22 protein-coding genes are annotated in these 24735 nt (G+C 34.7%); 18 read left to right on the forward strand and 4 right to left on the reverse strand.

Annotated elements, in window-relative coordinates:
- Positions 1-48 precede the first annotated feature (48 nt).
- Positions 49-360 (forward strand): STAS domain-containing protein, encoded by a 312-nt coding sequence (locus DLK05_RS09650; RefSeq protein ID WP_127343798.1) that lies wholly within the window; start codon positions 49-51, stop codon positions 358-360.
- On the opposite strand, the gene DLK05_RS09655 is transcribed toward DLK05_RS09650, so the two are convergent.
- A complete protein-coding gene (locus tag DLK05_RS09655) occupies positions 357-875 on the reverse strand; it encodes a GNAT family N-acetyltransferase (protein WP_127343799.1) in 519 nt (172 codons plus the stop codon). The genes DLK05_RS09650 and DLK05_RS09655 overlap by 4 nt on opposite strands.
- A gap of 121 nt (positions 876-996) precedes the next feature.
- Positions 997-2328 (reverse strand): tRNA (N6-isopentenyl adenosine(37)-C2)-methylthiotransferase MiaB, encoded by a 1332-nt coding sequence (gene miaB, locus DLK05_RS09660; RefSeq protein WP_127343800.1) that lies wholly within the window; start codon positions 2326-2328, stop codon positions 997-999.
- A 403-nt stretch (positions 2329-2731) separates the two neighbouring features.
- Here miaB and DLK05_RS09665 point away from each other — a divergent pair, with 403 nt between their 5' ends.
- Genes DLK05_RS09665 through DLK05_RS09675 form a run of 3 tightly spaced genes read left to right on the forward strand, consistent with a single transcriptional unit; the run spans position 2732 to position 6062 of the window.
- Positions 2732-3562, forward strand: coding sequence for a universal stress protein (locus tag DLK05_RS09665; RefSeq protein ID WP_127343801.1), 831 nt, complete (start codon positions 2732-2734; stop codon positions 3560-3562).
- Between the two features lie 56 nt (positions 3563-3618).
- Positions 3619-4119: a hypothetical protein gene (locus DLK05_RS09670; protein ID WP_127343802.1), complete on the forward strand. Its 501-nt coding sequence runs from the start codon at positions 3619-3621 to the stop codon at positions 4117-4119.
- 41 nt (positions 4120-4160) lie between these two features.
- On the forward strand, positions 4161-6062 hold the full coding sequence (locus tag DLK05_RS09675) for an amidophosphoribosyltransferase (RefSeq protein WP_127343803.1): 1902 nt from the start codon (positions 4161-4163) through the stop codon (positions 6060-6062).
- A 93-nt stretch (positions 6063-6155) separates the two neighbouring features.
- On the opposite strand, the gene glsB is transcribed toward DLK05_RS09675, so the two are convergent.
- Together glsB and glsA are read right to left on the reverse strand one after the other, a co-directional pair.
- Entirely contained in the window at positions 6156-7133 is a 978-nt protein-coding gene (gene glsB / locus DLK05_RS09680) for a glycine N(alpha)-acyltransferase GlsB (RefSeq protein WP_127343804.1), read from the reverse strand.
- 139 nt (positions 7134-7272) lie between these two features.
- Positions 7273-8100, reverse strand: coding sequence for a lyso-glycine lipid O-acyltransferase GlsA (glsA, locus tag DLK05_RS09685; RefSeq protein ID WP_127343805.1), 828 nt, complete (start codon positions 8098-8100; stop codon positions 7273-7275).
- A 327-nt stretch (positions 8101-8427) separates the two neighbouring features.
- Between glsA and mraZ the strand changes: the two genes are divergently transcribed.
- The 14 genes from mraZ (at position 8428) to ftsZ (DLK05_RS09755) (ending at position 24723) form a co-directional block, all read left to right on the forward strand.
- On the forward strand, positions 8428-8889 hold the full coding sequence (gene mraZ, locus DLK05_RS09690) for a division/cell wall cluster transcriptional repressor MraZ (protein WP_127343806.1): 462 nt from the start codon (positions 8428-8430) through the stop codon (positions 8887-8889).
- Between the two features lie 43 nt (positions 8890-8932).
- The gene (gene rsmH / locus DLK05_RS09695; protein WP_209319816.1) at positions 8933-9841 is read left to right on the forward strand and encodes a 16S rRNA (cytosine(1402)-N(4))-methyltransferase RsmH; all 909 of its coding nucleotides are present in this window, start codon (positions 8933-8935) and stop codon (positions 9839-9841) included.
- Positions 9842-9844: 3 nt separating this feature from the next.
- Positions 9845-10225: an FtsL-like putative cell division protein gene (locus tag DLK05_RS09700; protein ID WP_127343808.1), complete on the forward strand. Its 381-nt coding sequence runs from the start codon at positions 9845-9847 to the stop codon at positions 10223-10225.
- Entirely contained in the window at positions 10225-12342 is a 2118-nt protein-coding gene (locus tag DLK05_RS09705) for a PASTA domain-containing penicillin-binding protein (RefSeq protein ID WP_127343809.1), read from the forward strand. The genes DLK05_RS09700 and DLK05_RS09705 overlap by 1 nt, the downstream gene beginning before the upstream one ends.
- Before the next feature lie 11 nt (positions 12343-12353).
- On the forward strand, positions 12354-13811 hold the full coding sequence (locus DLK05_RS09710) for a UDP-N-acetylmuramoyl-L-alanyl-D-glutamate--2,6-diaminopimelate ligase (RefSeq protein WP_127343810.1): 1458 nt from the start codon (positions 12354-12356) through the stop codon (positions 13809-13811).
- Between the two features lie 2 nt (positions 13812-13813).
- Positions 13814-15067, forward strand: coding sequence for a phospho-N-acetylmuramoyl-pentapeptide-transferase (mraY, locus tag DLK05_RS09715; protein ID WP_127343811.1), 1254 nt, complete (start codon positions 13814-13816; stop codon positions 15065-15067).
- Positions 15068-15073: 6 nt separating this feature from the next.
- Entirely contained in the window at positions 15074-16411 is a 1338-nt protein-coding gene (gene murD / locus DLK05_RS09720; protein WP_127343812.1) for a UDP-N-acetylmuramoyl-L-alanine--D-glutamate ligase, read from the forward strand.
- 12 nt (positions 16412-16423) lie between these two features.
- Positions 16424-17608, forward strand: a complete 1185-nt coding sequence (locus tag DLK05_RS09725) for an FtsW/RodA/SpoVE family cell cycle protein (protein WP_127343813.1) — start codon at positions 16424-16426, stop codon at positions 17606-17608.
- Positions 17580-18680, forward strand: coding sequence for an undecaprenyldiphospho-muramoylpentapeptide beta-N-acetylglucosaminyltransferase (gene murG / locus DLK05_RS09730; RefSeq protein ID WP_127343814.1), 1101 nt, complete (start codon positions 17580-17582; stop codon positions 18678-18680). The genes DLK05_RS09725 and murG overlap by 29 nt, the downstream gene beginning before the upstream one ends.
- Positions 18681-18683: 3 nt before the next feature.
- Positions 18684-20057, forward strand: coding sequence for a UDP-N-acetylmuramate--L-alanine ligase (murC, locus tag DLK05_RS09735; RefSeq protein WP_127343815.1), 1374 nt, complete (start codon positions 18684-18686; stop codon positions 20055-20057).
- A complete protein-coding gene (locus DLK05_RS09740; protein ID WP_127343816.1) occupies positions 20051-20782 on the forward strand; it encodes a cell division protein FtsQ/DivIB in 732 nt (243 codons plus the stop codon). Before murC ends, DLK05_RS09740 begins: the two co-directional genes overlap by 7 nt.
- 4 nt (positions 20783-20786) lie before the next feature.
- Positions 20787-22046, forward strand: a complete 1260-nt coding sequence (gene ftsA / locus DLK05_RS09745) for a cell division protein FtsA (RefSeq protein ID WP_209319817.1) — start codon at positions 20787-20789, stop codon at positions 22044-22046.
- Positions 22047-22076: 30 nt separating this feature from the next.
- Positions 22077-23378 carry a cell division protein FtsZ gene (gene ftsZ / locus DLK05_RS09750; protein WP_127343818.1) on the forward strand — a complete coding sequence of 434 codons (1302 nt, stop codon included), beginning with the start codon at positions 22077-22079 and terminating at the stop codon, positions 23376-23378.
- 103 nt (positions 23379-23481) lie between these two features.
- Entirely contained in the window at positions 23482-24723 is a 1242-nt protein-coding gene (gene ftsZ / locus DLK05_RS09755; RefSeq protein ID WP_127343819.1) for a cell division protein FtsZ, read from the forward strand.
- Positions 24724-24735: the final 12 nt, after the last annotated feature.

Consider the following 24735-nt stretch of genomic DNA (forward strand, 5'->3'; position numbering starts at 1 on the left):
TCTAGTTTCTTTGCTGTGTACACATAGCTAATAACCAGCCTAAAGGATATGTTGAATTTTCGAATGGAAGATCAATCGGTTGTTGCCTCCTTGGAGGGAACAAGAAGAATTAACAGTAAAATTTCCGATTTGGTGAAAAAGGAAATTATTGAATTTATTGAACAATCAGGGAAACAAATTGTACTAGATTTAAAAGGAATTAGTTTTATAGATAGTCAGGGTTTTTCTGCATTAAAAGCTATTGCCGAATTGGCTTGTGCACAGGATCGTTTATTTGCTCTAGCCAATGTTTCTGATGATGTATTGGAGTTGGTTGAACTTGTAGGATTAAAGGATGCTTTTGTGATTGGGAAAAATTAGACTTCATTAAATTCTTTTGGATATGCTACACAACCGTGTACATTTTGTAGTGTATTCTTCACTAATTCAATAGCCATAAAAACATTATCGGGTACTTCAAAAGGTGCTGTAATCCTGTATTTACTAGCAGGAAGGAATCCAAATCTTGGATAATAGTTTTCGTGCCCTAAAACAATTACTGATTCATGTCCTAATTTTTTTGCTTTAGCTAATCCTTTTTGAATCAATTGGCTGCCAATTCCTAAAGATTGTAATTCTGGAATAACTGATACAGGTGCTAGCGCAAGAGAATTGAATATCTTATCTTCATGTTTAATGAGTATTGGCGTGAATAGAATATGACCAACAATTTCACTTCCCATGCAGGCAACTAATGATAAATCTTTAATAAATTTTCTGTTTTTGCGAAGATTTTCAATCAGTTTTCCTTCTTCTTCCCTGCCAAAAGCCATATCTGTCACCATGCTTATTGTTCGGTAATCAGACTTATTCTCAGGACGTATTGTAATCTTCATGGATTGGAAATTAAAGATTTAACAAGAGGTAGTGAATCAATAACTATTTGAACTAAAGATAAGAAAATAGTATGTAGTCATACTGATACAGGATTTTTTGTAATCAGTATGACTTGTTTATTTATATTGATTCTCCAATTAAAGTAGCTTGGGTACAATCATTCACTTTTACCTGAACAAAATCTCCAACTTTGTAATTTTTTTTAGGGAATACAATTACTTTATTTTGAGAAGTTCGGCCAAATAATTCCTGATCAGATTTTTTGGAAGTTCCTTCTACTAATACTTCGAATACTTTTCCAAGATCTCTTTTGTTGCTCTCATGCGATAATTGATTCTGTAATTCAATCATTTCACTAAGCCGTTTTCCTTTTACTTCTTCCGGAATATTGTCTTTCATGTTCTTGTAGGCATAGGTTCCTGGACGCTCAGAATATTTAAACATGAAAGCCAAATCATATTTAGCCCATTTCATCAAGTCTAAAGTTTCCTGAAAATCTTCATCACTTTCGTTGTGAAAGCCACAAAATATATCCGAAGAAATCCCACAATCCGGTATAATGTTTCGGATGGCTTCTATCCGGTTCATATACCATTCCTTAGTGTATTTCCGTTTCATATTGGCCAAAACCGAATTGCTGCCAGATTGAACAGGCAAATGGATGCTTTTGCAGATATTGGGATATTTGGCAATTACTCTTAGGGTGTCATCGCTCATATCTTTAGGATGAGAGGTGGCAAATCTAATACGTAAATTAGGTTCTGCTAATGCAACTATTTCTAATAGTTCAGGAAAATTAATTTCCGAAACAGAATTCTTATAATGAAAGGAATTTACATTCTGTCCCAAAAGGGTAACTTCCTTATATCCTTTCTCTACCAAATCTTTTACTTCTGTGAGTATGCTTTCAGGATTTCTGCTACGTTCTCTCCCTCTTGTATAGGGTACAATACAATAGGTGCAGAAATTGTTGCAACCTCTCATGATTGAAACAAAACCTGAAATGGATGTTTCATCTATTCTTGATGGGCAAATATCCTTATAGGTTTCTGTGAGGGATAGCTCGATGTTGATAGCCTTTTCTCCTTTTTCTGCCTTCTCCACTAAAAGGGGAAGATCCATGTAAGCATCCGGACCCACAATAAGATTCACATTTTTCTCTTGTTCGAAGAGTTTGTCACCCAATCGTTCGGCCATACAACCGATGACACCAATTAGTAATTTAGGATTTTTCTTTTTTAATGCTGCAAACCCTTGTACTCTTCCTCTTACCCTCTGTTCTGCATTTTCTCTGACTGAACAAGTGTTGACTAAGATAATATCTGCCTCTTCGCGAGTTTTTGTAATCTCATAATTGTTGTGTTGCATGATAGAAGCAACGACTTCACTATCTGCAACATTCATTTGGCAACCATATGTTTCCAAAAACAATTTTTTGTTCTTATTACTCATTTTCGATATCCCCACTTTTAAATTCCGCACAAAGTTATATTATCTCCATAGATTGACAAGTTCTTGGGTATTCAATTATTTTAGATATCATCTTGAAAATCTACTATTTCATTCTTCATATATGTTTTTTGATGATAGAATCTTTTCAAAGATTAATTTGTAAATTGAATTAACTTGCAAAGTCAATTTTTTCTAATTCCTAATTAGACTGCATAAGCGCTTAAATTGTGTTTGTTGCTAAATATTTTTGTGTAATTTTAACCTGCAAATGGCGTGTCGTAGAAGGTATTGATATGTAGTTTGTTAGGAGGATTTCTCTTTCTAGGTTATTCGTTTTTATTTTTATTTAGGAAATCAAAACTGCATTACGAACAGTTTAATTTAAATTGAAAACTTAAGCATCATGAAGCGTATTCTGGTACCGGTTGATTTCTCTGGAGATTCTATTAATGCTTTGAAATTTGCCATCTATCTGTCAAATAAACTTGGAGCACATCTAAGAATGGTCCATGTGAAAAAATCTGAAAAGTTTGTAATGCCATTTCATTTTGATGAACTCAAAAATGAGATTATACATACGGTTCAGGAATATTTTGAAAAATTAATAGAACTCCATTCTCCTAATTATCAGGTTGAGAATGGGGTTTTTGATTTTAAGATAAGAATAGGAAGCGTATATCGTGAAATTATAAATCAAGCTAAATATGGTGACTCTTATTTAATTGTTATGGGTGCCTATGGAGCTTCTGGGTTTGAAGAATTTTTTATTGGGAGTAATGCTTTTAAGGTTGTAAGCTATTCTACTTGCCCCGTGGTTACAGTACAAAATGAAGGAGAACATAGCGAGGTAAAAACCATTCTTATGCCTATTGATGCAAGTAATGAAACCAGAAAAAAAATACCATACGTTACAGAACTTGCGCATAACTGTAAGGCTGAAGTTCATATATTAGGCGTTCATGAAACTTCTAATTCCAGTGTGATTGGGAAAATAGAGCATTATATGCAGCAGGCAGAAGATTATTTGCAGGAAAAAAATATAAAAGTGATTAAAAATATTCGAAAAGGAGATAATAATACAATCACAGCCTTGGAGTATGCTCGGGAAATAGATGCTGATTTGATTGCGATCATGAGAGAACAGGCTGAAACTACATTTAATATGTTTTTCGGTTCTTATGCTCAGCAAATGGTCAACCGTTCAGAGATACCTATTTTTTCTGTTCCCAACTAAATTTATTTTGGAGAGAATGAATTTAGCGTGTTTTTTTAATAGATAAAATAATTGGAATGAAGTATCGTAAATTGTTTTTAGGTCTAGCTATAGTTTTATCAGGATTGGCAGTAGTTGCTCAAAATAGTGCACTTACCTTTAAAGTAGATTCTCAGATTATTAAAAAGGATAGTTTGGGAACTGTTAATATCATACAGGATGATAGAGTGAATGAGCTATTAAAAACAGATAGTACTATTAATTCGAAGAATCTGGGTTTTACCGGATATCGAATTCAGATATTTTCAGGGAGAAGTACCGATAAAGAAAAAGCAGTTGCAGTTAAGAATGAGTTTTTACAATTATTTCCTACGGAGAGAGCTTATGTGGTGTATTCTGCTCCGGATTTTAGGGTTCGGGTGGGTAATTTTCGCACTAAATTAGAATCTATAGCTCTGTTTAAGGCTTGTGAAAAGTATTTTCCAAACTGTTATCCCGTAAAAACAAGAATAACATTTGCGGATTTAGAGCCATTAAAAATAAAAGATAGTGAAAATCCAATTTTAGAGGAGGAATAGAATAAACAATACATACTAAATAACCATTTAAGAATTTAATAATGAGTGATCAGTTAAAGCATGAGTGTGGTATAGCAATGATTCGATTGCTAAAACCTCTTGAGTACTACCAGGAAAAATATGGATCCTGGAGATATGGTATTCAAAAGCTCTATCTGTTAATGGAAAAACAGCATAACAGAGGACAAGAAGGAGCCGGGGTTGTAGGCATGAAATTGGATCAGAAACCAGGTGAGAAATATATTCACCGCCATAGATCCAATGGCGATCAGCCAATAAAAGAAGTTTTTGACCGCATTTATGGGGAATATAAAATCGCTGAAAGAGAAAATATTGAAAATTTTAATGATGCGAATTGGGCTAAAAAGAATTTGCCTTTTGCCGGGGAATTGTATTTGGGCCATCTAAGATACGGTACTTTTGGACGTAATAGCATTGATTTTGTTCATCCGGTAATGAGGGAAAATAACTGGAAATCCAGGAATTTGGTTATGGCTGGTAATTTTAATCTAACAAATGTTGATGAATTATTTAACTTGTTAGTCGATTTGGGACAGCATCCTAAAGATTATACAGATACAGTAACCATATTGGAGAAAGTAGGCCATTATCTGGATGAAGAGAATCAAATGCTTTTTCGTCAATATAAGAATGATGGTTATTCAAATAAGGAAATTTCCCCTCTAATTGAGGAAAATATTGAAATTCAAAAGATTCTTTCAAATGCAAGTAGATCCTGGGATGGAGGTTATGCTGTGGCCGGATTATTCGGACATGGTGATGCCTTCGCTATGCGGGATCCTTGGGGGATTCGTCCAGCATTTTATTATCAGGATGATGAGATTGTAGTCGTAGCCTCAGAAAGACCTGTAATTCAGACAGCTTTAAATGTTAGAGCAAAGGATGTTAAAGAAATTTCTCCGGGAAATGCTGTCGTGATTAAAAAGAATGGAACAGTTGAAGAATTGCCTATTCGAGTACCTCAAAAAAGAAGATCCTGTTCGTTTGAACGGATTTATTTTTCGAGAGGAAGTGACAAGGATATTTATAAAGAAAGAAAGAAGTTGGGGGAATTATTAACTCCTTCGATTTTGAATATCATTGATTATGATGTTCAAAATACAGTTTTTTCATTTATACCTAATACTGCAGAAACGGCTTTTTATGGAATGATGGAAGGTGTGAGATTACATCTTATGGAGGAGAAAAAGCGAAAAATACATGAGCTTAATGGTAATTGGACGGAGGAAAAATTGCAGGAAATTATTTCTGTTGAGCCGCGTGTTGAAAAAATTGCTATTAAGGATGTGAAAATGCGCACCTTCATCACCAATGATGAAGGTAGAGATGATTTAGTTGGTCATGTTTATGATGTTACTTATGGTATCGTAAAAAACCAAGAAGATAATCTGGTAGTTATCGATGATTCTATTGTGCGTGGGACGACTTTAAAGCAAAGTATATTGCGTATTTTGGATAGGCTGCATCCTAAAAAAATTGTGATTGTATCTTCCGCACCTCAGATTCGTTACCCGGATTGTTATGGAATAGATATGACACGTATGAGTGAATTTATTGCTTTTAATGCAACCATTGCTTTGCTTAAAGAAAATGGCATGGAGAATTTAATTGAGGAAACTTACAAGAAATGTAAAGCTCAGGAAAATCTTCCTAAAGAAGAGATGGTTAATTATGTGAAGGAGATTTATAAGCCTTTCACTGCAGATCAAATCTCTTGTAAAATAGCAATTCTTTTAACACCATCGAAGATGGATGCTGAAGTTGAAATTGTGTATCAATCCATAGAAAATCTGCATGAAGCTTGTCCTGAAAATAATGGAGATTGGTATTTTACTGGCAATTACCCTACTCCTGGGGGAAATAAAGTGGTGAACACTTCATTTATTAATTATGTTGAAGGTAGGGATAAAAGAGCATATTAATTCACAATAATTAAACAAAATAAAGAAACCCGCTTGAATTAAGCGGGTTTTTCTTTGTCAATAATTTTGATGGAATTTCAATTTGGAATCAAATTATTTTTTTTTGAATATTTTCAATTTCGTTTTAGGTAATTTAATATTTAAAAAGGATAGATATGATGAGATATGCCTATCTTTTTTGTTCTCGTAAACGTCAGCAATGGTAATCATGATCCCTGTTTCTTCTACGTTTCCAAAATGAGTATTGATTGCTGTTCCAAAACATTTCATAGTTGGAGAAAGTCCCATATAAGCATTAATGAGTGGTGGAATATTCTGGCCATTTTTTCTCACATTTTGCGATAATATCTTATAATTTTCATCAAAGGTTGCTCCACAGAAATCATGGTTCATTTGCTCAACATCCATGTTAGTTTCGAGAGGAGTAACAGGCCATGCCATTTTATCTTTATCCTGAAACATCATATTCATGAAATATAATATGTGATTTCTGGCATCACGATTGAAATGGGGATACATAGTTACTTTTCCAAAAAAGTACTTTATTTCCGGGTAGTCAACGATTAAAGAACCTAGTCCATCCCAAAGATTATCCAAAGCATATAGGCTTTTCCTACCTTTTCGGATTGATTGATATTCTGGTTGAACAAAAGAACGCCCCAATTCAATCATATGAGGCATGTAGTTTTTCTTGAAATCATCTGAAAAATTAAACAGTCTTGAGGTTGCAAGATAAGTATCGCCATTTTTATCGACAGGAGATTCACTGCATAGGATGTAACGATATCCCCCGAGTATTTCTTTCGCTTTTGGATCCCATACAATTAGCTGATGATAGGGTTTCTCATTTGTGTCGAATTTATCGATATCGATTTCTTTTCCTGTTCCTCCACCAGCTTTTCTAAAGGTAATTTCACGCAATCGGCCTACTTCCCTCATTAAATTTGGAGAATTATGATGGGTGAAGCAGTATATTTCATTGGATCCCTTGTTTGTTTTGCGTACAAATCTTTCTTCTGTTAGCTCCTTTTCAAGTGCTTCTCTAGATACTGGAGGTATAATATCTTTCATCATTAATGGTGTTAAACTCCTACAAGTAAAGGATTATTAATTGCTTGACTTTTATTTTGATTATAATAGCTTACGAAAATACTTACTTTATAGATAGTATGAGTTGTTATCCGAAAGTTTTTGACAAATCAACATTTATTTATTGATTAACTAGCTTATAAGTTTCTTTTTTCATTTTTTCAGCCCATTTACTATAGCTTTTGTCAAATGTTTGGTATGAAATGGGCTTTCCAATCCGAACTGTAAATGTTTTACCCCGTTGTTTGAATAATTCGTTTGGCAAATATAACATTTCCAAATTTGATTTTAATCCAAAGAATTTTCTAAGGTTAGCCAAATTGTAGAAAAAATCTGAATTTCTTCCATCAATATGAATCGGTACAATATTCCGTTGGTGCTTAACGGATTTGGCAATGAAACTTTTTTTCCAATCTAGGTCTTCAATTTTTCCTTTTTGCTTGCGGGATACTAAACCAGCAGGAAAGGTCAATATCGCAGCATCTGATTTGTAAGCTTTTTCCAATTTTAAAGCAGCTTCTTTAGCTTGTCCACCATGTTTGTTGATCGGGATAAATACATCTGATAAATTCCTGATATTCATCAATATGTCGTTAACCAAGAATTTAATTTCTGGATAAATCTTACCAAAAATACTTATCAATATAATGCCATCAGGTCCACCTAATGGATGATTAGAAGCAAATAAATATCGATCTTCTTTGTTGATATTTTCCAGCCCCTCGATTTTAAAAGATATATCTAATTCTTCCAAAACACTATCAGCAAACTCAATTCCTTGTTTATGATGATTCCTTGATAAAAAATCATTCAGTTCATCCTGATGAATTATTCTTTTCAGGTAACGAATAATGAAATTTGGTAATAACTTTGCAAGTTTTTCACTCTTACCAGCAAATACTTTTTCTATATCAATTTTTAAAAACTCGGGCACATTTTGTTTTTGCATAAAATTCGAACGGTTTTAATTTAATATACACATAGAGAGTAATTGAAAAAATCTACCAATGTTAATTGATGCTGTTAAGCCTATTTGTGTTATAGTTTGAGAAGGTTTCTGTTCAATTTCTAAATTATCAATTTACTGTAAATTCTGATGCAAATATCGCAATTTTCTTGCTTGTTTGTTCTCATTTTAAGGAGTAATCAAATTGTCTGACTTATAATTACTTGTTTCAATTGTGAAAAGTTATTAACAATAGTATAAAAGTGGGTGAGTGTGGTTGAAAGTGGGTGATTTTTTCTCTAATTTTACAATTGTAAATAGATTTTATTAATGACAACGTTTATAGGTGATTATAATTGCAAATTGGATGCAAAAGGACGCGTAATATTGCCTTCTGCCTTCCGAAAACTCCTTAATGGAGATTCTGAACATCGTTGTGTATTGCGAAAAAATCTATATGAAAAATGTCTGGATTTATATCCATTGGTGGAATGGGAACGACAAACCCAAATTGTTAGATCAAAACTGAATCCATTTGATAAAACTCATGCAGGATTTTTACGAGAGTTTTTTAGAGGTACAGCAGAAGTGCAAATTGATAGTAATGGACGAATATTAATTCCCAAAAAGTTTTTTGATTTTGCTGGATTTTCCAAAGATATAATATTGGCAGGACAGGATGGGAAAATTGAAATATGGGATGAAAAGAGTTATCAACAAGTAGCCTGGAGTGAGGAAGGATTTAGTGACTTAGCCAACGAGATATTGGGTGGCAAACCAGAGGAAGACTAAGTTTTTTTTTCAAATTAAAAAGATTCATTAAAAATATATGAGGATGAATAGTGATTATCACATACCCGTTTTGTTGAAGGAGAGTTTGGAAGGGTTGGATATAAAATCAGATGGCGTTTATGTGGATCTGACTTTTGGAGGAGGAGGACATTCCCGTGAGATATTAAAGAGATTAACTAGTGGTAAATTGGTTGGGTTTGATCAGGATGAGGATGCTGAAGCTAATGTGCCAAAAGATGATAAATTTATATTTGTGCGTCATAATTTTCGGTATTATAAGAACTTCTTAAGATATCTTGGCTTTGATAAAGTGGATGGTATTTTAGCTGACCTTGGTGTTTCCTCGCATGAATTTGATGTTGCAGAACGTGGATTTTCCTTTCGATTTGATGGGGATTTGGATATGAGAATGAATCAAAGTTCTGATTTTACTGCTGCGGACGTTTTAAATCAATATGCTGTGGAGGATTTGTTCCGCATTTTTAAGCTCTATGGGGAAGTAAAAAATCCGGGACGATTGGTGAAATTGATTGATGAGTATAGAAAATCCAATAAAATAACTACAATTCAGCAGTTTAAGGAGGTGATTGCACCTTGTGTTCCTAAATTTAAGGATCACAAATATTTGGCGCAGGTTTTTCAAGCTTTGCGAATAGAAGTGAATCAGGAGATGGAGGTTTTAAGAGAAATGTTGATGCAGGCATCTGATGTCCTTAAACCTGATGGAAGACTGGTTGTTATAACTTATCATTCCTTAGAGGATCGTTTAGTGAAAAATTATATACGCGATGGAAAATTTGAAGGTGGAGCGAGTAAGGATTTTTTTGGAAACATCCAGACGCCATTAGAGGCGGTGAATCGAAAGCTAATTATTCCTTCTGATGAGGAAATAGAACGAAACGGAAGAGCCAGAAGTGCAAAACTTCGGATTGCAAAACCCAAATCTCATTAAAAGATGTTCAAGTTTGGAAAGAAATATAATGATTTTATAAAACCTAGTGAGGAGCTGAAGGAAACTCCATCGGGATCGATAAAAGATTTTATTGACGGAAGTATCTTAACCAAAACGGCAGTTGTTCAGCAATTGCCATTTGTGCTTTTTTTGGTAGGGTTGGGGATTTTTTATATCAGTAATCGTTATCATTCTGAAAGAGTTTACAGAGATATGGTTACCCTGCAAAAGGAACTGAAGGATCTTCGATTTGAATCGATAACAACAGCTTCTGATTTGATGTACATGAGCAAACAGTCGGAAGTAGTAAAACGGGTAAAAAAGGACGGTTTGGATTTGATTGAGTCAACAGAACCTCCTGTGAAAATATATATAGACGAATAATGCCCATTAAGAAAGATATCATATGGCGTGTTGGGGCGATCTACATTATGGTTTTGCTGATTGCAATACTTGTAGTGGTTCGGGTGGTAGTATTGCAATTATTCGAAGGTGACAAATGGAGAAGTAAAGCCCAAACTATTTCGCAACGCGATGTTGTCGTTCATGCCAATAGAGGAGATATCTGCGCTGATGATGGTCGTTTGTTAGCAAGTTCTTTGCCATATTATCAAATTCGAATGGACTTTAGGGCATCGGGCTTGTCAGATGCTGTATTTAGAGCAAATGTAGATTCTTTAGCGCTGAAACTTTCGCGATTCTTTAAAGACAAATCTGCAAGAGAATACCGTAATAAATTATGGAACGCAAAGTATCATACAAAGTCAAATCGGTATGTTTTAATTAATCGCCGTAGAATTAATTATAATGAACTGAAGCAAATTAAAAAATTTCCATTATTTCGAATGGGGAAAAATAAAGGTGGATTAATTTGTGAGCAGGAAAACAAAAGGGTACAACCGCATATTGATTTGGCAACAAGGACAATAGGGTATTTGTTAGAGGGGGAAGGAAAACGACATGTTGGTAAAGTGGGAATAGAAGGTGCGTTTGAAAGTGAATTAAAGGGTATTGATGGTATCAGTTTGATGCAAAAAATGTCTGGTCGGTGGTTGCCGGTGAATATGGTGGATCCAAAAGATGGGAATGATCTGATTACAACGATAGATGTTAATTTTCAGGATGTTGCTGAATCTGCATTACATCAACAATTGATAAAATATAATGCAGATCATGGTTCTGCGATATTAATGGAGGTGAAAACAGGAGCCATCAAGGCTATCGCCAATTTGGGGTTTGATAGCGAAACTAAAACGTATAGAGAAATTTATAATTACGCTATTGGTGAAGCAACAGAACCAGGATCTACTTTTAAATTAGCCTCAGTAATGGCTTTGCTTGAAGACGGCTATGTGGGTCCGATGGATTCAATAGATACCGGGAATGGTATTTACAGTTATTATAAGGAAAAAATGAGAGATTCTCATTATGGAGGTTTTGGGAAAATTACTGTACAAGAGGCCTTTGAAAAATCATCCAATGTTGGTATTTCAAAATTAGTGTATGAGCATTATAAAAATAAACCACGATCGTTCATTAATAGATTATACGATTTTCGTTTGAATGAGACACTGGGTTTAGATATTAGAGGAGAAGGTATACCTGAAATTAAATATCCCGATGATCCAACCTGGTCTGGTGTTTCCTTGCCATGGATGTCAATTGGTTATTCGGTAAAGCAAACCCCTTTGCAAACCTTGACTTTTTATAATGCTATCGCAAATAATGGTAAAATGATGAAGCCTCGTTTTGTGAAAGAATTGCAATATCATGGCGATGTAATTCAGCGATTTGATACAGAAGTGTTGAAATCGAAGATTTGCTCATCCGAGACTTTAAAATTAGTAAAGAATATGTTGGAAGGGGTTGTTTTACGCGGTACAGCTCGAAATCTAAGGAATACGAGTTATAAAATAGCCGGAAAAACTGGCACAGCCCAAATAGCTGATAACAATAAAGGATATGCTCATAAAGTTTATCAGGCGTCCTTTGTTGGTTATTTTCCTGCTGATGACCCTATGTATTCGTGTATTGTTGTTATTAATCGTCCAAATAAAACGAAAGGGTTTTATGGAAATCAAGTGGCAGGACCAGTTTTTAAAACTATTGCGGATAAGGTTTATGCAATGACTTATTCTATGCATCCTGTAAAAGATAGGAAGGATCAATCAGAACCGAAAGTTCCCTTATCTCTAAATGGAAATAAAAAAGACTTGGATGAAGTTTTTGACGCATTGAATTTTGTAGTAGTAAATAAAGAAATTCCATCTCGATGGGTAATGACATCAAGAAAAGATTCTATAATCGAATATAAATATCGGAGAGTTAAAAAATATTTAGTGCCAAATGTGAAAGGAATGGGGATTCAGGATGCATTATATATTTTGGAGAATGCAGGACTTAAAGTCACGGTTCGAGGTATTGGTGCAGTTAATAGTCAATCGATAAGACCTGGAGCTTATTTTAAAAAGGGAGATAGAATAACTATAGGATTATCTTAAAAAGATATAAGATGAGCAAAAATATCAATGAACTCTTTAGTTCAGTCAATATACAAAGCATTAAGGGATTTTGGGATGTTGAAATTCAAAATATCCAATTTGATTCTAGAAAGGTGGCGGATGGAGATTTGTTTGTGGCTTGCCGAGGAACACTTAGTGATGGTCATAATTATATCAGAGAATCGATAGAACAAGGAGCAAGAGTAGTGGTATGTGAAGAATTACCCGAAGAGACTAGTTCCGAAATTTCTTACATTCTCGTGGAGAATTCTCTTTTAGCTCTTTCACAATTGGCTAGTAATTATTATGCTCTACCGAGTAAAAACATTCAACTAGTGGGGGTGACCGGAACGAATGGAAAAACAACTATTGCTACCTTATTGTATCAATTGTTCAGGAAATTAGGATATAAAGTTGGATTACTTTCAACGGTATGCAATTATGTAGATGATAAAAAAATTGCAGCCACCCATACTACTCCGGATCCGATGCAAATCAATTTGTTACTTTCCGAGATGGTAGCAGCTGGGTGTGAATATTGTTTTATGGAAGTAAGTTCTCATGCTATTGATCAGAATAGAACTACATCCTTACATTTTAAAGGTGGAATATTTACGAATATAACACACGATCATTTAGATTATCATAAAACTTTTGATGCTTATTTGAAGGTGAAAAAGAACTTTTTTGATGATTTAGATAAAAAGTCTTTTGTAGTCACAAATGTGGATGATAAAAACGGAAAGCTCATGTTGCAGAATACCAAAGCTCACAAATTTTCCTATTCGACTCGTTCTTTTGCTGATTTTCGATGTCAAGTATTGGAAAAGCATTTTACTGGCATGCTATTGGAGATGGATGGTGTTGAAATCTGGACCAATTTTATTGGTGATTTTAATGCACATAATTTGCTTGCTGTATATGCTACAGCCAGATTGCTGAACCAGTCAAAGGAGGAAGTGCTTAAAGGAATAAGTGAACTGATTTCAGTTGCAGGACGATTCGAAAGTATTATTTCTCCTGAGGGAATTATGGCAATTGTGGATTATGCTCATACACCAGATGCTTTGAAAAATGTACTGGATTCCATCGACGCCTTACGTACTAAAAATGAACAGGTGATAACTGTTGTTGGTGCGGGAGGGAATAGAGATAAAAAGAAACGTCCTTTGATGGCAAAAATTGCTGCGGAATATAGTGATAAAGTAATTCTGACTTCTGATAATCCAAGATCCGAAGATCCCGAATTAATTATTTCGGAAATGAAAGCAGGAGTGATATTTAATGATTTAAGGAAAGTGCTATGCATAACTGACAGAAAGGAAGCGATAAGAACTGCATGTATGTTGGCACAAAAAGATGATATTGTACTTGTGGCAGGTAAAGGTCACGAAGATTATCAGGAAATTAAAGGAGTGAAACATCATTTTGATGATAAAGAAATTATACGTGAAATTTTTAAGCTGTAGCTATGTTTTATTATTTGTTTAGATATTTAAATCAGTTAGATTTTCCTGGTGCCGGAATGTTTGATTACATCTCTTTTAGAGCAGCACTGGCAATTATGGCCTCCTTATTTATTGCAACCGTCTTTGGTAAAAAAATCATTTTGATGTTGCAAAAACAACAAATTGGTGAGATTGTTAGAGATCTTGGATTAGCTGGTCAGTTAGAAAAAAAGGGAACTCCAACAATGGGTGGAATTATTATTATTATCTCCATCATTGTTCCTGTTTTATTGTTTGCGAAACTTGAAAATACTTATATCATTTTGATGATAATTACGACCATATGGCTTGGGCTAATTGGTTTTATAGATGATTATATCAAGGTATTTAAGAAAGATAAAGAAGGATTAAAAGGGCGCTTTAAAGTTGCTGGACAAATTGGTTTGGGATTAATTGTTGGATTGACTCTTTATATTAGCGATGATGTTGTAATTCGAGAAAAAGCTGATATGAATGAAATTGGAACTCGAACGGAACTTGTCGATGAAGGTTTTACGGTTGAAAATCCAGGTAGTACTAGATTGACCAATGATGTTAAGTCGACTAAAACCACTATTCCTTTTTTTAAAAATAATGAATTTGATTATGCTTCTTTGGTTGGTTTTGCAGGAAAATACTCTTCTAAATTAGCTTGGTTGGTATTCATAATTATAACAATATTTATTGTTACAGCCGTTTCTAATGGGGCTAATATAACCGATGGATTGGATGGATTAGCGACGGGTTCTTCTGCTATTATTGGGGCAACACTAGGGATGTTAGCCTACGTTTCAGGTCATGTTGTTTATTCTGATTATTTGAGTATTATGTACATTCCAAATTCCGGTGAATTAGTAGTGTTTGTTGCCGCCTTTATAGGTGCGACTATTGGATTTATGTGGTATAATTCTTATCCGGCACAAGTTTTTATGGGGGATACTGGTAGTCTCTCCCTTGGGGGGATCATAGCTGTTTTTGCCATAATTATTCACAAGGAATTATTGATTCCGATATTGTGCGGAATCTTTTTAGTTGAAAATATTTCGGTGATGATGCAGGTTTCCTGGTTTAAATTCACTAGAAAGAAATATGGAGAAGGAAGAAGAATTTTTAAGATGGCTCCATTACATCATCATTATCAAATGAAGGGATATCCGGAGCCAAAAATTGTAACCCGTTTTTGGATTATTGGAATTTTTCTTGCGGTGATCACCATTGTAACCTTAAAAATCAGATAGGAATTTATGGCTAGAAAAATTGTCATATTAGGAGCTGGAGAAAGTGGCGTTGGCTCAGCAGTGTTAGCTAAAAGTAAAGCTTTCGATGTGTTTGTTTCTGATTTTGGAGAAATTGATGAGAGGTATAAAAAGGTTTTAATGGATTACCAAATCCCCTTTGAGGAAAAGCAACATAGTGAAGACATTATTCTCTCTGCAGATGAAATAATCAAAAGTCCAGGAATACCTGAAAAAGCTCCAATAATTTCAAAATTGAAGGAGCATAATATTCCAATTGTTTCTGAAATTGAATTTGCAGGAAGATACTCTACTGCGAAAATGATATGTATTACAGGTAGTAATGGAAAGACAACTACAACTCTGCTATTATATCATTTATTAAAGAGAGCCGGTGTAAATGTTGGGTTGGCTGGTAATGTTGGTAGTAGTTTGGCGTGGCAGGTAGCAGAAAAGGATTTCACTCATTATGTAGTGGAATTAAGCAGTTTCCAGTTGGATGGTATGTATGATTTTAAGGCCGACATTGCAATTCTAATGAATATAACGCCAGATCATTTAGATCGATATGAGTATAAAATGGAAAACTACATCAGTTCCAAGTTTAGAATTATTCAAAATCTCACAGTGAGTGATGCATTTATTTTCTGTTGCGACGATGAGATTATTCAACAACAAATGACAGAACGTAGTACTCCATTTCAGTTATACCCTTTCTCTGTAAAGCAAAAGCTTAATAATGGAGGATGGTTAGATAACGAAACATTAAAAATTCATTATAACGAATATAACTTTTCTATGGATAAGAAGGATTTATCTTTACCCGGAATACATAACATATACAACTCTTTGGCATCCGGAATTGCAGGAAGTGTATTACAAATTCGTAAAGAAACCATTCGTGAAAGTTTAAGTGATTTTCAAGGAGTAAATCATCGTCTCGAAAAGGTGGTAAAAGTTAGAGGTATTCAATTTATCAACGATTCAAAAGCCACCAATATTAATTCAACATGGTACGCATTGGAGAGTATGGAGGAACCCGTAGTTTGGATTGTGGGTGGAGTCGATAAGGGGAATGATTATACTGTACTATTCGACTTGGTTGACGAGAAAGTAAAGGGTATTGTATGCCTAGGTATAGATAATAAGAAAATTCATGATGCTTTTGATGGAAAAGTGGCAAATATTGTTGATGCGAATTCTATGAAGGAAGCTGTTACAAAAGCTTATAACATAGCGAATAAAGACGGTATAGTACTATTATCTCCAGCTTGTGCTAGTTTCGATTTATTCAAAAACTACGAGGATAGGGGAAATCAATTTAAGGAAGAGGTGAGAAATTTGTAAACATACAAGTTCATGGGAGGATTATTAAGAAAGTTGAATTTAAAAGGGGATAAGGTGATATGGATTATTATATTACTATTATCATTAATATCCTTACTTGTAGTTTATAGTTCTACAGGTACACTTGCCTACAAGGTAAAAGGAGGAAATACATCCTATTTTTTCATCAAACAGTTAATCTTGTTGGGGGGATGCTTCTGTATTATTTATGTAGTTCATAAACTTCCTTATTTTGTTTATTCCAGCTCTGCTAATGTTGTTCTTATTGTTTCTATAGGATTGTTGATTCTGGCTAAATTTGTAGGTACAAACCTGAATGACGCATCCAGATGGATTACAATTCCTGGGATTGGATTTAATTTTCAGCCATCAGAACTAGCTAAGCTGGCACTGATACTTCATGTGTCGAGAACTTTATCAAGATACCAATCAGATAAAGGATGTAAAAATGAAGCCTTTTTAAAAATTATTATACCTGTTGGAATTGTCTGCATATTAATTTTTATGGATGATTTCTCTACTTCTGTTCTATTGGGAGGAGTATGTTACCTACTGATGTTTATTGGCAGACTTGCAAGAAAATATATGCTTGGTACTGTTGGTGTTGTTTTGGGTTTAGTAATACTATTAATTGTCCTTGCTCCTATGTTACCTAGTATTGGACGTGTTCAAACTGTTCGTAGTCGAATTGTGAATTTTTTCGATAAGAATGAAACTAAGGTAGGGAATAATCAAAATTATCAAGTAGAACAGGCTAAAATAGCTGTTGTTTCTGGCGGAATATTTGGGAAAGGGCCAGGGAATAGTACTCAGCGCAATTTTTTACCTCATCCATATTCAGATTTTATTTATGCAATTATTCTGGAGGAATTAGGTTGGTTTGGAGGCTTTACTATTTTATTATTCTATCTCTTTTTAATGTATAGGGCAGGATTAATTGTGAGAAAATGCAATAGAACTTTTCCGGCTTTTTTAGTGATAGGTTTAACTTTAAGTATTGTATTTCAGGCTTTAACTAATATGGCGGTTTCTATTAATTTAATACCGGTAACCGGACAACCTTTGCCATTGGTAAGTATGGGAGGTACATCTCTTATCTTTACAAGTGCCGCATTTGGTATGATTTTAAGTGTAAGTAACTGGGCAAACGAAGAAGAAAAAAGATTGAATGAAGAAAAAGATAAAAATAATAGTTAGTGGTGGAGGAACTGGAGGTCATATTTACCCAGCAATTTCTATAGCGAATGCATTAAAAGAGAATTATTCTAATTGTGAAATTCTTTTTGTAGGTGCTGAGGGGAAAATGGAAATGGAAAAAGTTCCTGCTGCTGGTTATAAAATTATAGGTCTTCCAATAAGAGGTTTGCAAAGAAACTTTTCGATGGAGAATTTGAAATTTCTTCCCCGATTAATGAAGAGCTTAAGCATGGCAAAGAGAATTGTAAAAGATTTTCAGCCCGATGTTGTGGTTGGCGTTGGTGGATATGCTAGTGGACCTTTATTATATATTGCTTCAAGATTAGGAGTTCCTGCTATCATTCAGGAACAAAATTCTTATGCTGGAATTACGAATAAATTGTTGTCGAAAAAAGCACATAAAATTTGTGTTGCTTATGAAGGGATGGATCGATTTTTTCCCCCCAAAAAAATATTACTAACAGGTAATCCTGTTAGAAATGATTTAGTTGATATTTTTTCTAAAAAAGAAGAAGCAATATATTACTTTGGTTTAGATCCTAATAAAAAAACTATTCTTATTGTAGGGGGAAGTCTAGGAGCCAGAACTATAAATAATAGCGTGATAAATTCTTTCTCCAAAATAGGGGAATCTGGTGTTCAGTTTATCTGGCAAACAGGTAAATATTATTTTGATAGTATAAAAAAGGAATTGGAAAATTGGGATATGCCTGATATGAGAGTTCATGCTTTCTTGAGTCATATGGATTTAGCTTATGCAGCTTCAGATCTGGTGATCTCAAGAGCTGGTGCAGGAACGATATCAGAACTTTGCTTGGTCGGTAAACCGTGTATTTTAGTTCCATCTCCAAATGTTTCAGAGGATCATCAAACTAAGAATGCAATGGCTTTGGTCGATAAAAGGGCGGCAGTAATGGTTAAAGATGCTGATGCAGAAAATGACTTGATAAATCAGGCATTGTATCTCGTGAATGATTTTAAGAAATTGACCGAGTTGGCATCTAGCAGCAAGGCCTTGGCTAAACCTAATGCCGCAACAGATATTGCAGAACAAATTCTAGCTATGATATAAATTATGAGGATAGAGGAATTTAAAAATATTTACTTCATTGGAATTGGTGGGATAGGAATGAGTGCTATTGCGCGTTACTTCTATTACAATAGTAAAACTGTGTTTGGATACGACAAAACTAAGACACAACTTACAGATGAACTAAATGCTGAGGGAATAGGGATTACATTTAATGATGATATTGATCAGATACCTAAGAATTTCAATTCTAAAGAGAATACTTTGGTGGTTTATACACCTGCAATTCCAAAAGACAATCAACAATTGCGCTTCTTTATGAATAATGGATATTATGTCGTTAAACGCTCTCGGGTTTTAGGTCTTTTATCGGATGGTTTAAATGGCATTGGCATTGCCGGAACACATGGGAAAACAACAGTCTCCACTTTAACAGCACATATTTTTAAAACATCAAAGTTGGATTGTAATGCTTTTTTAGGTGGAATCTCCAGAAATTACCAATCAAATCTGTTACTATCAAAGCATAGTCCATGGGTGATTTTAGAAGCAGATGAGTTTGATCGTTCATTTTTGCAGTTACATCCCAAGCTTGCATTGATAACCTCTATGGACGCAGATCATTTAGATATTTATGGTGAGAAATCCGAGTTAGAGAAAAGCTTTTACACATTTGTTGATCAAATTAAAGAGGGAGGAATATTAGTGCATAAAAAAGGTCTTCATATTCCGCACAAAGAGCTTCCTACCTTTACTTATGCTTTAACAGAAAAAGCTGATTTTTATGCCTGCAATCTATTATTGGTTGATGGATTTTATCAATTTGATTTGGTTTATCCGAATGGGATAATGAGAGGACTGAAATTTTCTTATCCAGGAAAAATAAATGTGGAAAATGCTATTGCTGCTTCTAGCATTGCAATTCTTAGTGGAGTAGAAGAAAATGAATTAAGGAAGGCACTTGCCTCTTTTTGTGGTGTACGCAGAAGATTCGATTATCAAATAAGAGAAGACAATTTAGTTTTTATTGATGATTATGCACATCATCCTAAAGAGTTGCAGGAGAGTATTTCTTCAGTGAGGAGTATTTATCCAACCCAAAAGATTACTGGAATATTTCAACCGCATCTCTTTAGTCGAACCCGAGATTTTGCAAATGGTTTTGCGGAGAGTTTAAATTTATTGGATGAGGTGATTTTATTGGATATTTATCCTGCTAGGGAATTGCCTATTCCTGGAATTACATCAGAGATAATATTCGATAAATTAAAAATTCCTGCTCAATTGTGTTCTAAGGATCAATTATTAGATATCTTAAAGAAAAAGGAGATTGAAGTTTTGTTAACTTTAGGTGCAGGAGATATAGATAAAATGGTTCATCCAATTAAAAACATGCTGATTGAGAAAATAAAATGTTGAAAAAAATCACGAATATATTACTTTGGGTACTAATCATTGGATATTTGATGGTAAGCTTTTCGTTTGTGACAGAGAAGAAAAACCAACTTACCTACACAGATATTAAAGTTAATGTGGTAGATAGTTTGAATAGTGGTTTTGTGAGTGAATCAGATGTGGAAAAAATAATAAAAAAGAAATATCCGCGATGGAAAGGGGAATCAATTTTAAATATTAATAAGGAGGTTTTAGAGGATAATATAGATAAAATACCATTTGTGAAAAAGGCAGAGGTTTATCATGCTCTAAATGGAAAATTAGTCATTGACATTCAACAACGAAAGCCAATTGTTCGAATTTTGAGTGCTAAGGGATACTATTTGGATATGGAGGGAAATAAAATGCCACTGTCTAATAAATTTACATCACGAGTTTTGGTGGTTTCAGGGGTTGTTACAGATCAATTGATAAAAGAAGAGCTTTACGAGCTAGTTAATTTTATTATTAATGATGAATTTTGGAAGTCACAGATTACGCAAATTTATGTGAATAATAATCGGGAATATATCTTGATACCAAGAGTGGGGGCTCAAAAAATTGATTTCGGTGGAATTGATCATTATAAAAGAAAATTTAAGAAATTATACGCTTTGTATACCGAAGGTTTTTCAAAAACTGGATGGAATAAGTACAATCGAATAAATTTAAAGTACGAGAATCAGGTCGTTTGTACAAAAAAGAAGTAGAATGATGGGGAATAATAACAGAATTGCTGCAATAGATATAGGGACAACTAAAATCGTTGCCATCTTAGGTTCGGTTACTTCAGAAGGCAAGTTGAAAGTGGTTGGAATGGAAAAAACTCCTTCTAAAGGTGTTAAAAGAGGGGTAATTCATTGTATTGAGGATACGATTAAAGCGATTAGGGAAGTTGTGAATCGTTTGCAGAATAATTCTGATGAAAAAATAGATCTAGTGTATGTAGGAATAGCTGGTCAGCACATTCGAAGTTTAAAACACAGGCAATTTAAATATATTCAAAACGATATTAATGAAATTTCTAAGTTGGATGTAGAGGAGATACTGAATGAGAATTTCCGTCTTCCGATTGAGGTTGGCGAGCAAATCCTTCATGTTATTCCTCAGGATTATGTTGTTGATAAAGAGGCTGGAATTAGAAATCCCATAGGGATGTCCGGAAGAAGACTCGATGGCAACTTTAATGTGATTATTGGTAGAACAGCTTCGGCTCGTAACATAGAGAAATGTGTTAAGGAAGTAGGACTAAGTATTGAGGAATTAGTATTGGAACCATTAGCATCTTCGCTTGCGGTTCTGACAGAGGAGGAGAAAGAGGCTGGAGTTGTTTTAGTTGATATTGGCGGTGGCACTACTGATATAACAGTTTATTTTGATGGGGTATTGCGACATACTGCGGTAATTCCTTTTGGTGGTGATATTGTAACCAGAGATATTAAGGAAGGTTGTTCTATTTTAATAAAACAGGCAGAGGCCCTTAAAACTCAGTTTGGTGAAGCAGTTTCAGATATAGCCTCAGAGGAAAAAGTGGTTACAATTCCTAGCATTGGAGGTTGGGACCCTAAAGAAATTTCCTTCAATACGATTGCACAAATAATTCAATGCCGTATGGAAGAAATTATCGATAACGTTAATTTTCAGATCGAAATTACTGGTCTCCACGAAAAAATTGGAGCTGGTATTGTACTTACAGGAGGCGGTGCATTATTGAAGAATTTAGACGTATTGACAAAAGAACAGACTGGTCTAGACGTAAGGATTGGTTATCCAGGTCTTTCGTCTAAAATAATATTGGATGAATCATTAGATTTACCCATGTATTCAACTGCCATTGGATTGTTGTTACAAGGTGTAAATAACCCAAAAAGCAACAAAGCAGAATCAAATATTAGCAATAAGAAAATTACAAAGAAGAAGGGATGGAGAGGAGTTTTGGAAGCTATATTTGATACTAAAGATATGGAAATGTAGAATTAGTTTAACCCTAATAACTGTGACATCATGATTGACGAATTATTACCGGTTGATTTTGAACCTAAAGAGAAATCCATTATTAAAGTAATTGGAGTAGGTGGTGGTGGTGGAAACGCTGTTAATCACATGTTAAAAGAAGGTATTACTGGAGTCGACTTCGTAATTTGTAATACAGATTCACAAGCTCTTGAAAATAGTGCTGTACCAATAAAAGTGCAACTTGGCAGATCATTGACGGAAGGTCGTGGAGCTGGAAATAAGCCAGAGCGTGGAAGAGAATCTGCAATAGAGAGTATAGAGGAAATTAATAAAGTACTTAGCCAGAAGACTAAAATGGTATTTGTGACTGCAGGAATGGGTGGTGGAACAGGTACTGGAGCAGCACCAATAATTGCTGAAGCAGCTAGAGAACAAGGAGTTCTCACCGTAGGAATCGTGACTATACCTTTTCGATTTGAAGGCAAAAAGAGAATAGAACAGGCATTGGAAGGAATTTCAAATTTAGAAAAACATGTTGATGCTTTACTGATTATAAACAACGAAAAGTTGCGAATGATGTATGGTGATCTGAAGTTATCGGATGCTTTCTCGAAAGCCGATGATGTCTTATCCATTGCAGCAAAGAGTATTGCGGAAATTATTACGGTTCATGGTTATGTAAATGTTGACTTTGCAGATGTTGAAACTGTTATGAGGAATAGTGGAGTTGCTGTAATGGGGTCCGCCTCTGCTGCAGGTGAGGATAGATCGATTCGTGCGATTGAAGAAGCGCTTACTTCTCCATTACTTAATAGCAATAATATTTGTGGAGCACGTAATATACTTTTAAATATTATCTCTGGAAAAGACGAAGTAACCATGCAAGAAGTGAGTCAAATAACAGACTATGTGCATGACGTTGTTGGTGATGAGGTAAGTATTATTTGGGGTAATGGTAATAGTGATAAATTAGGCGATGAATTGAGCGTAACGATTATTGCAACTGGATTTTCCGAAAATCCAATTCCGGATTTGAATATTCAACTTGGAAAAAGTCAAAATGAAAATGTACCGGAACTTGAATTGATTATAGAAAATCCTGCAGAAGTAGAAGGTATGGCTGCTGCCAAGAAGAGAGAGGAGAGACAGAAAAGGGAAGAATTAATGAGAAAGAGATCGGAAATTTCTAAAGAGGAGACTATCATGGAACCAAAAAAGGAAATTTACCAGGAAACTGAGAAGGAATATCATTCTGAGGAAATGGTGGAAGATGAAAAAAAGAACAGTTTGGATTCTTGGTTTAAAGATAAATTCACCCAAATTTTCGATAGTAAAGATACCTCAATGTAATATCATCCTATAAAGTTTGGTGCTTCATAAGAAGAACAACTGCTGAATATAACGAATAAATTTATCTTAAAAGTTACAAACAGACTTATAATTTATAAATTAAATGACTGAAGATTTAATTGATTTTAGCTTACCGGAAAATGAATCATCAATTATTAAGGTAATTGGAGTAGGTGGTGGTGGTGGTAATGCGGTTAATTATATGTATCAAAAGGGTATTAAGGATGTGGATTTTGTGATCTGTAATACCGATGCTCAGGCTCTTGAGAATAGCATGGTGCCTGTTAAAATTCAATTGGGAGAGTCCTTGACAGAAGGTCGTGGAGCTGGAAATAAACCCGAAAGAGGTGAGCAATCTGCAATCGAGAATCTTGAGGATATAAACGAGTTGTTGGCAGAAAACACTAAGATGGTATTCATTACTGCCGGAATGGGTGGAGGAACAGGCACTGGCGCCGCCCCGGTAATTGCAAAAGCTGCAAAGGATTTAGGTGTACTAACTGTTGGAATTGTTACTATTCCTTTCCGATTCGAAGGGCGACAGAGATTAAAGCAGGCTTTTGAGGGAATTAATCGCTTGAAGGAAAATGTAGACTCTCTTTTGGTAATTAACAATGAAAAGTTGAGTGAGATATATGGTGATTTAAAATTATCATCAGCTTTTTCCAAAGCGGATGATGTTCTATCTACCGCCGCCAAGGGTATTGCTGAAATTATAACATTGCATGGTTATATTAACGTCGATTTTGAGGATGTTAAAACTGTCATGACAGATAGTGGTGTAGCAGTAATGGGATCTGCAAACGCCGAAGGAGAAAATCGTGCAGTCAATGCAATTAAGGAGGCACTTACATCTCCATTGCTAAATAGTAATGATGTGAGGGGAGCTCGAAATATTTTATTGAATATTACCTCGGGTGGGGAAGAGGTGACAATGGATGAGGTTGGTCAAATTACTGATTACGTGCAGGAGGCCGTTGGCGATAGTGCTTCAATTATATGGGGAACAGGACAAGATACTGCTTTGAATGATAAAGTATCTGTTACAATAATTGCCACTGGCTTTGATAATGGTAATATTTCAGAAGACGATCCATCTAAAAGTACATTTCAGGCGAGAAGGGTTCAAAATAATATTTCGAATCAAAGCAGATTAAATTTAAAAGAGGAGCAAAATGATTCACAAAATATTCTCGAACAAAAGCTTATTCTGACGAATCTTAAAGATACAGAGATTGACGAGATTGAGAGTATCCCCGCATTTAAACGCAAACAAAAAATTCTGGAAAAGAGTCAATTCCAATCCGGTAATGTCATTAAATTTACGCTTGATGAAGAAGAATAGCAATAAATAGTT

Origin of the sequence: Ancylomarina longa, from assembly GCF_003996985.1 — a bacterium.
In the GTDB taxonomy this organism is placed as follows: Bacteria; Bacteroidota; Bacteroidia; order Bacteroidales; family Marinifilaceae; genus Ancylomarina_A; species Ancylomarina_A longa.

What these genes read in the sequence shown, in the direction of transcription:
- DLK05_RS09650 (WP_127343798.1), top strand. Translation starts at nt 49, where the DNA reads ATGTTGAATTTTCGAATGGAAGATCAATCGGTTGTTGCCTCCTTGGAG.
- DLK05_RS09655 (WP_127343799.1), bottom strand. Translation starts at nt 875, where the DNA reads ATGAAGATTACAATACGTCCTGAGAATAAGTCTGATTACCGAACAATA.
- miaB (WP_127343800.1), bottom strand. Translation starts at nt 2,328, where the DNA reads ATGAGTAATAAGAACAAAAAATTGTTTTTGGAAACATATGGTTGCCAA.
- DLK05_RS09665 (WP_127343801.1), top strand. Translation starts at nt 2,732, where the DNA reads ATGAAGCGTATTCTGGTACCGGTTGATTTCTCTGGAGATTCTATTAAT.
- DLK05_RS09670 (WP_127343802.1), top strand. Translation starts at nt 3,619, where the DNA reads ATGAAGTATCGTAAATTGTTTTTAGGTCTAGCTATAGTTTTATCAGGA.
- DLK05_RS09675 (WP_127343803.1), top strand. Translation starts at nt 4,161, where the DNA reads ATGAGTGATCAGTTAAAGCATGAGTGTGGTATAGCAATGATTCGATTG.
- glsB (WP_127343804.1), bottom strand. Translation starts at nt 7,133, where the DNA reads ATGAAAGATATTATACCTCCAGTATCTAGAGAAGCACTTGAAAAGGAG.
- glsA (WP_127343805.1), bottom strand. Translation starts at nt 8,100, where the DNA reads ATGCAAAAACAAAATGTGCCCGAGTTTTTAAAAATTGATATAGAAAAA.
- mraZ (WP_127343806.1), top strand. Translation starts at nt 8,428, where the DNA reads ATGACAACGTTTATAGGTGATTATAATTGCAAATTGGATGCAAAAGGA.
- rsmH (WP_209319816.1), top strand. Translation starts at nt 8,933, where the DNA reads ATGAATAGTGATTATCACATACCCGTTTTGTTGAAGGAGAGTTTGGAA.
- DLK05_RS09700 (WP_127343808.1), top strand. Translation starts at nt 9,845, where the DNA reads ATGTTCAAGTTTGGAAAGAAATATAATGATTTTATAAAACCTAGTGAG.
- DLK05_RS09705 (WP_127343809.1), top strand. Translation starts at nt 10,225, where the DNA reads ATGCCCATTAAGAAAGATATCATATGGCGTGTTGGGGCGATCTACATT.
- DLK05_RS09710 (WP_127343810.1), top strand. Translation starts at nt 12,354, where the DNA reads ATGAGCAAAAATATCAATGAACTCTTTAGTTCAGTCAATATACAAAGC.
- mraY (WP_127343811.1), top strand. Translation starts at nt 13,814, where the DNA reads ATGTTTTATTATTTGTTTAGATATTTAAATCAGTTAGATTTTCCTGGT.
- murD (WP_127343812.1), top strand. Translation starts at nt 15,074, where the DNA reads ATGGCTAGAAAAATTGTCATATTAGGAGCTGGAGAAAGTGGCGTTGGC.
- DLK05_RS09725 (WP_127343813.1), top strand. Translation starts at nt 16,424, where the DNA reads ATGGGAGGATTATTAAGAAAGTTGAATTTAAAAGGGGATAAGGTGATA.
- murG (WP_127343814.1), top strand. Translation starts at nt 17,580, where the DNA reads ATGAAGAAAAAGATAAAAATAATAGTTAGTGGTGGAGGAACTGGAGGT.
- murC (WP_127343815.1), top strand. Translation starts at nt 18,684, where the DNA reads ATGAGGATAGAGGAATTTAAAAATATTTACTTCATTGGAATTGGTGGG.
- DLK05_RS09740 (WP_127343816.1), top strand. Translation starts at nt 20,051, where the DNA reads ATGTTGAAAAAAATCACGAATATATTACTTTGGGTACTAATCATTGGA.
- ftsA (WP_209319817.1), top strand. Translation starts at nt 20,787, where the DNA reads ATGGGGAATAATAACAGAATTGCTGCAATAGATATAGGGACAACTAAA.
- ftsZ (WP_127343818.1), top strand. Translation starts at nt 22,077, where the DNA reads ATGATTGACGAATTATTACCGGTTGATTTTGAACCTAAAGAGAAATCC.
- ftsZ (WP_127343819.1), top strand. Translation starts at nt 23,482, where the DNA reads ATGACTGAAGATTTAATTGATTTTAGCTTACCGGAAAATGAATCATCA.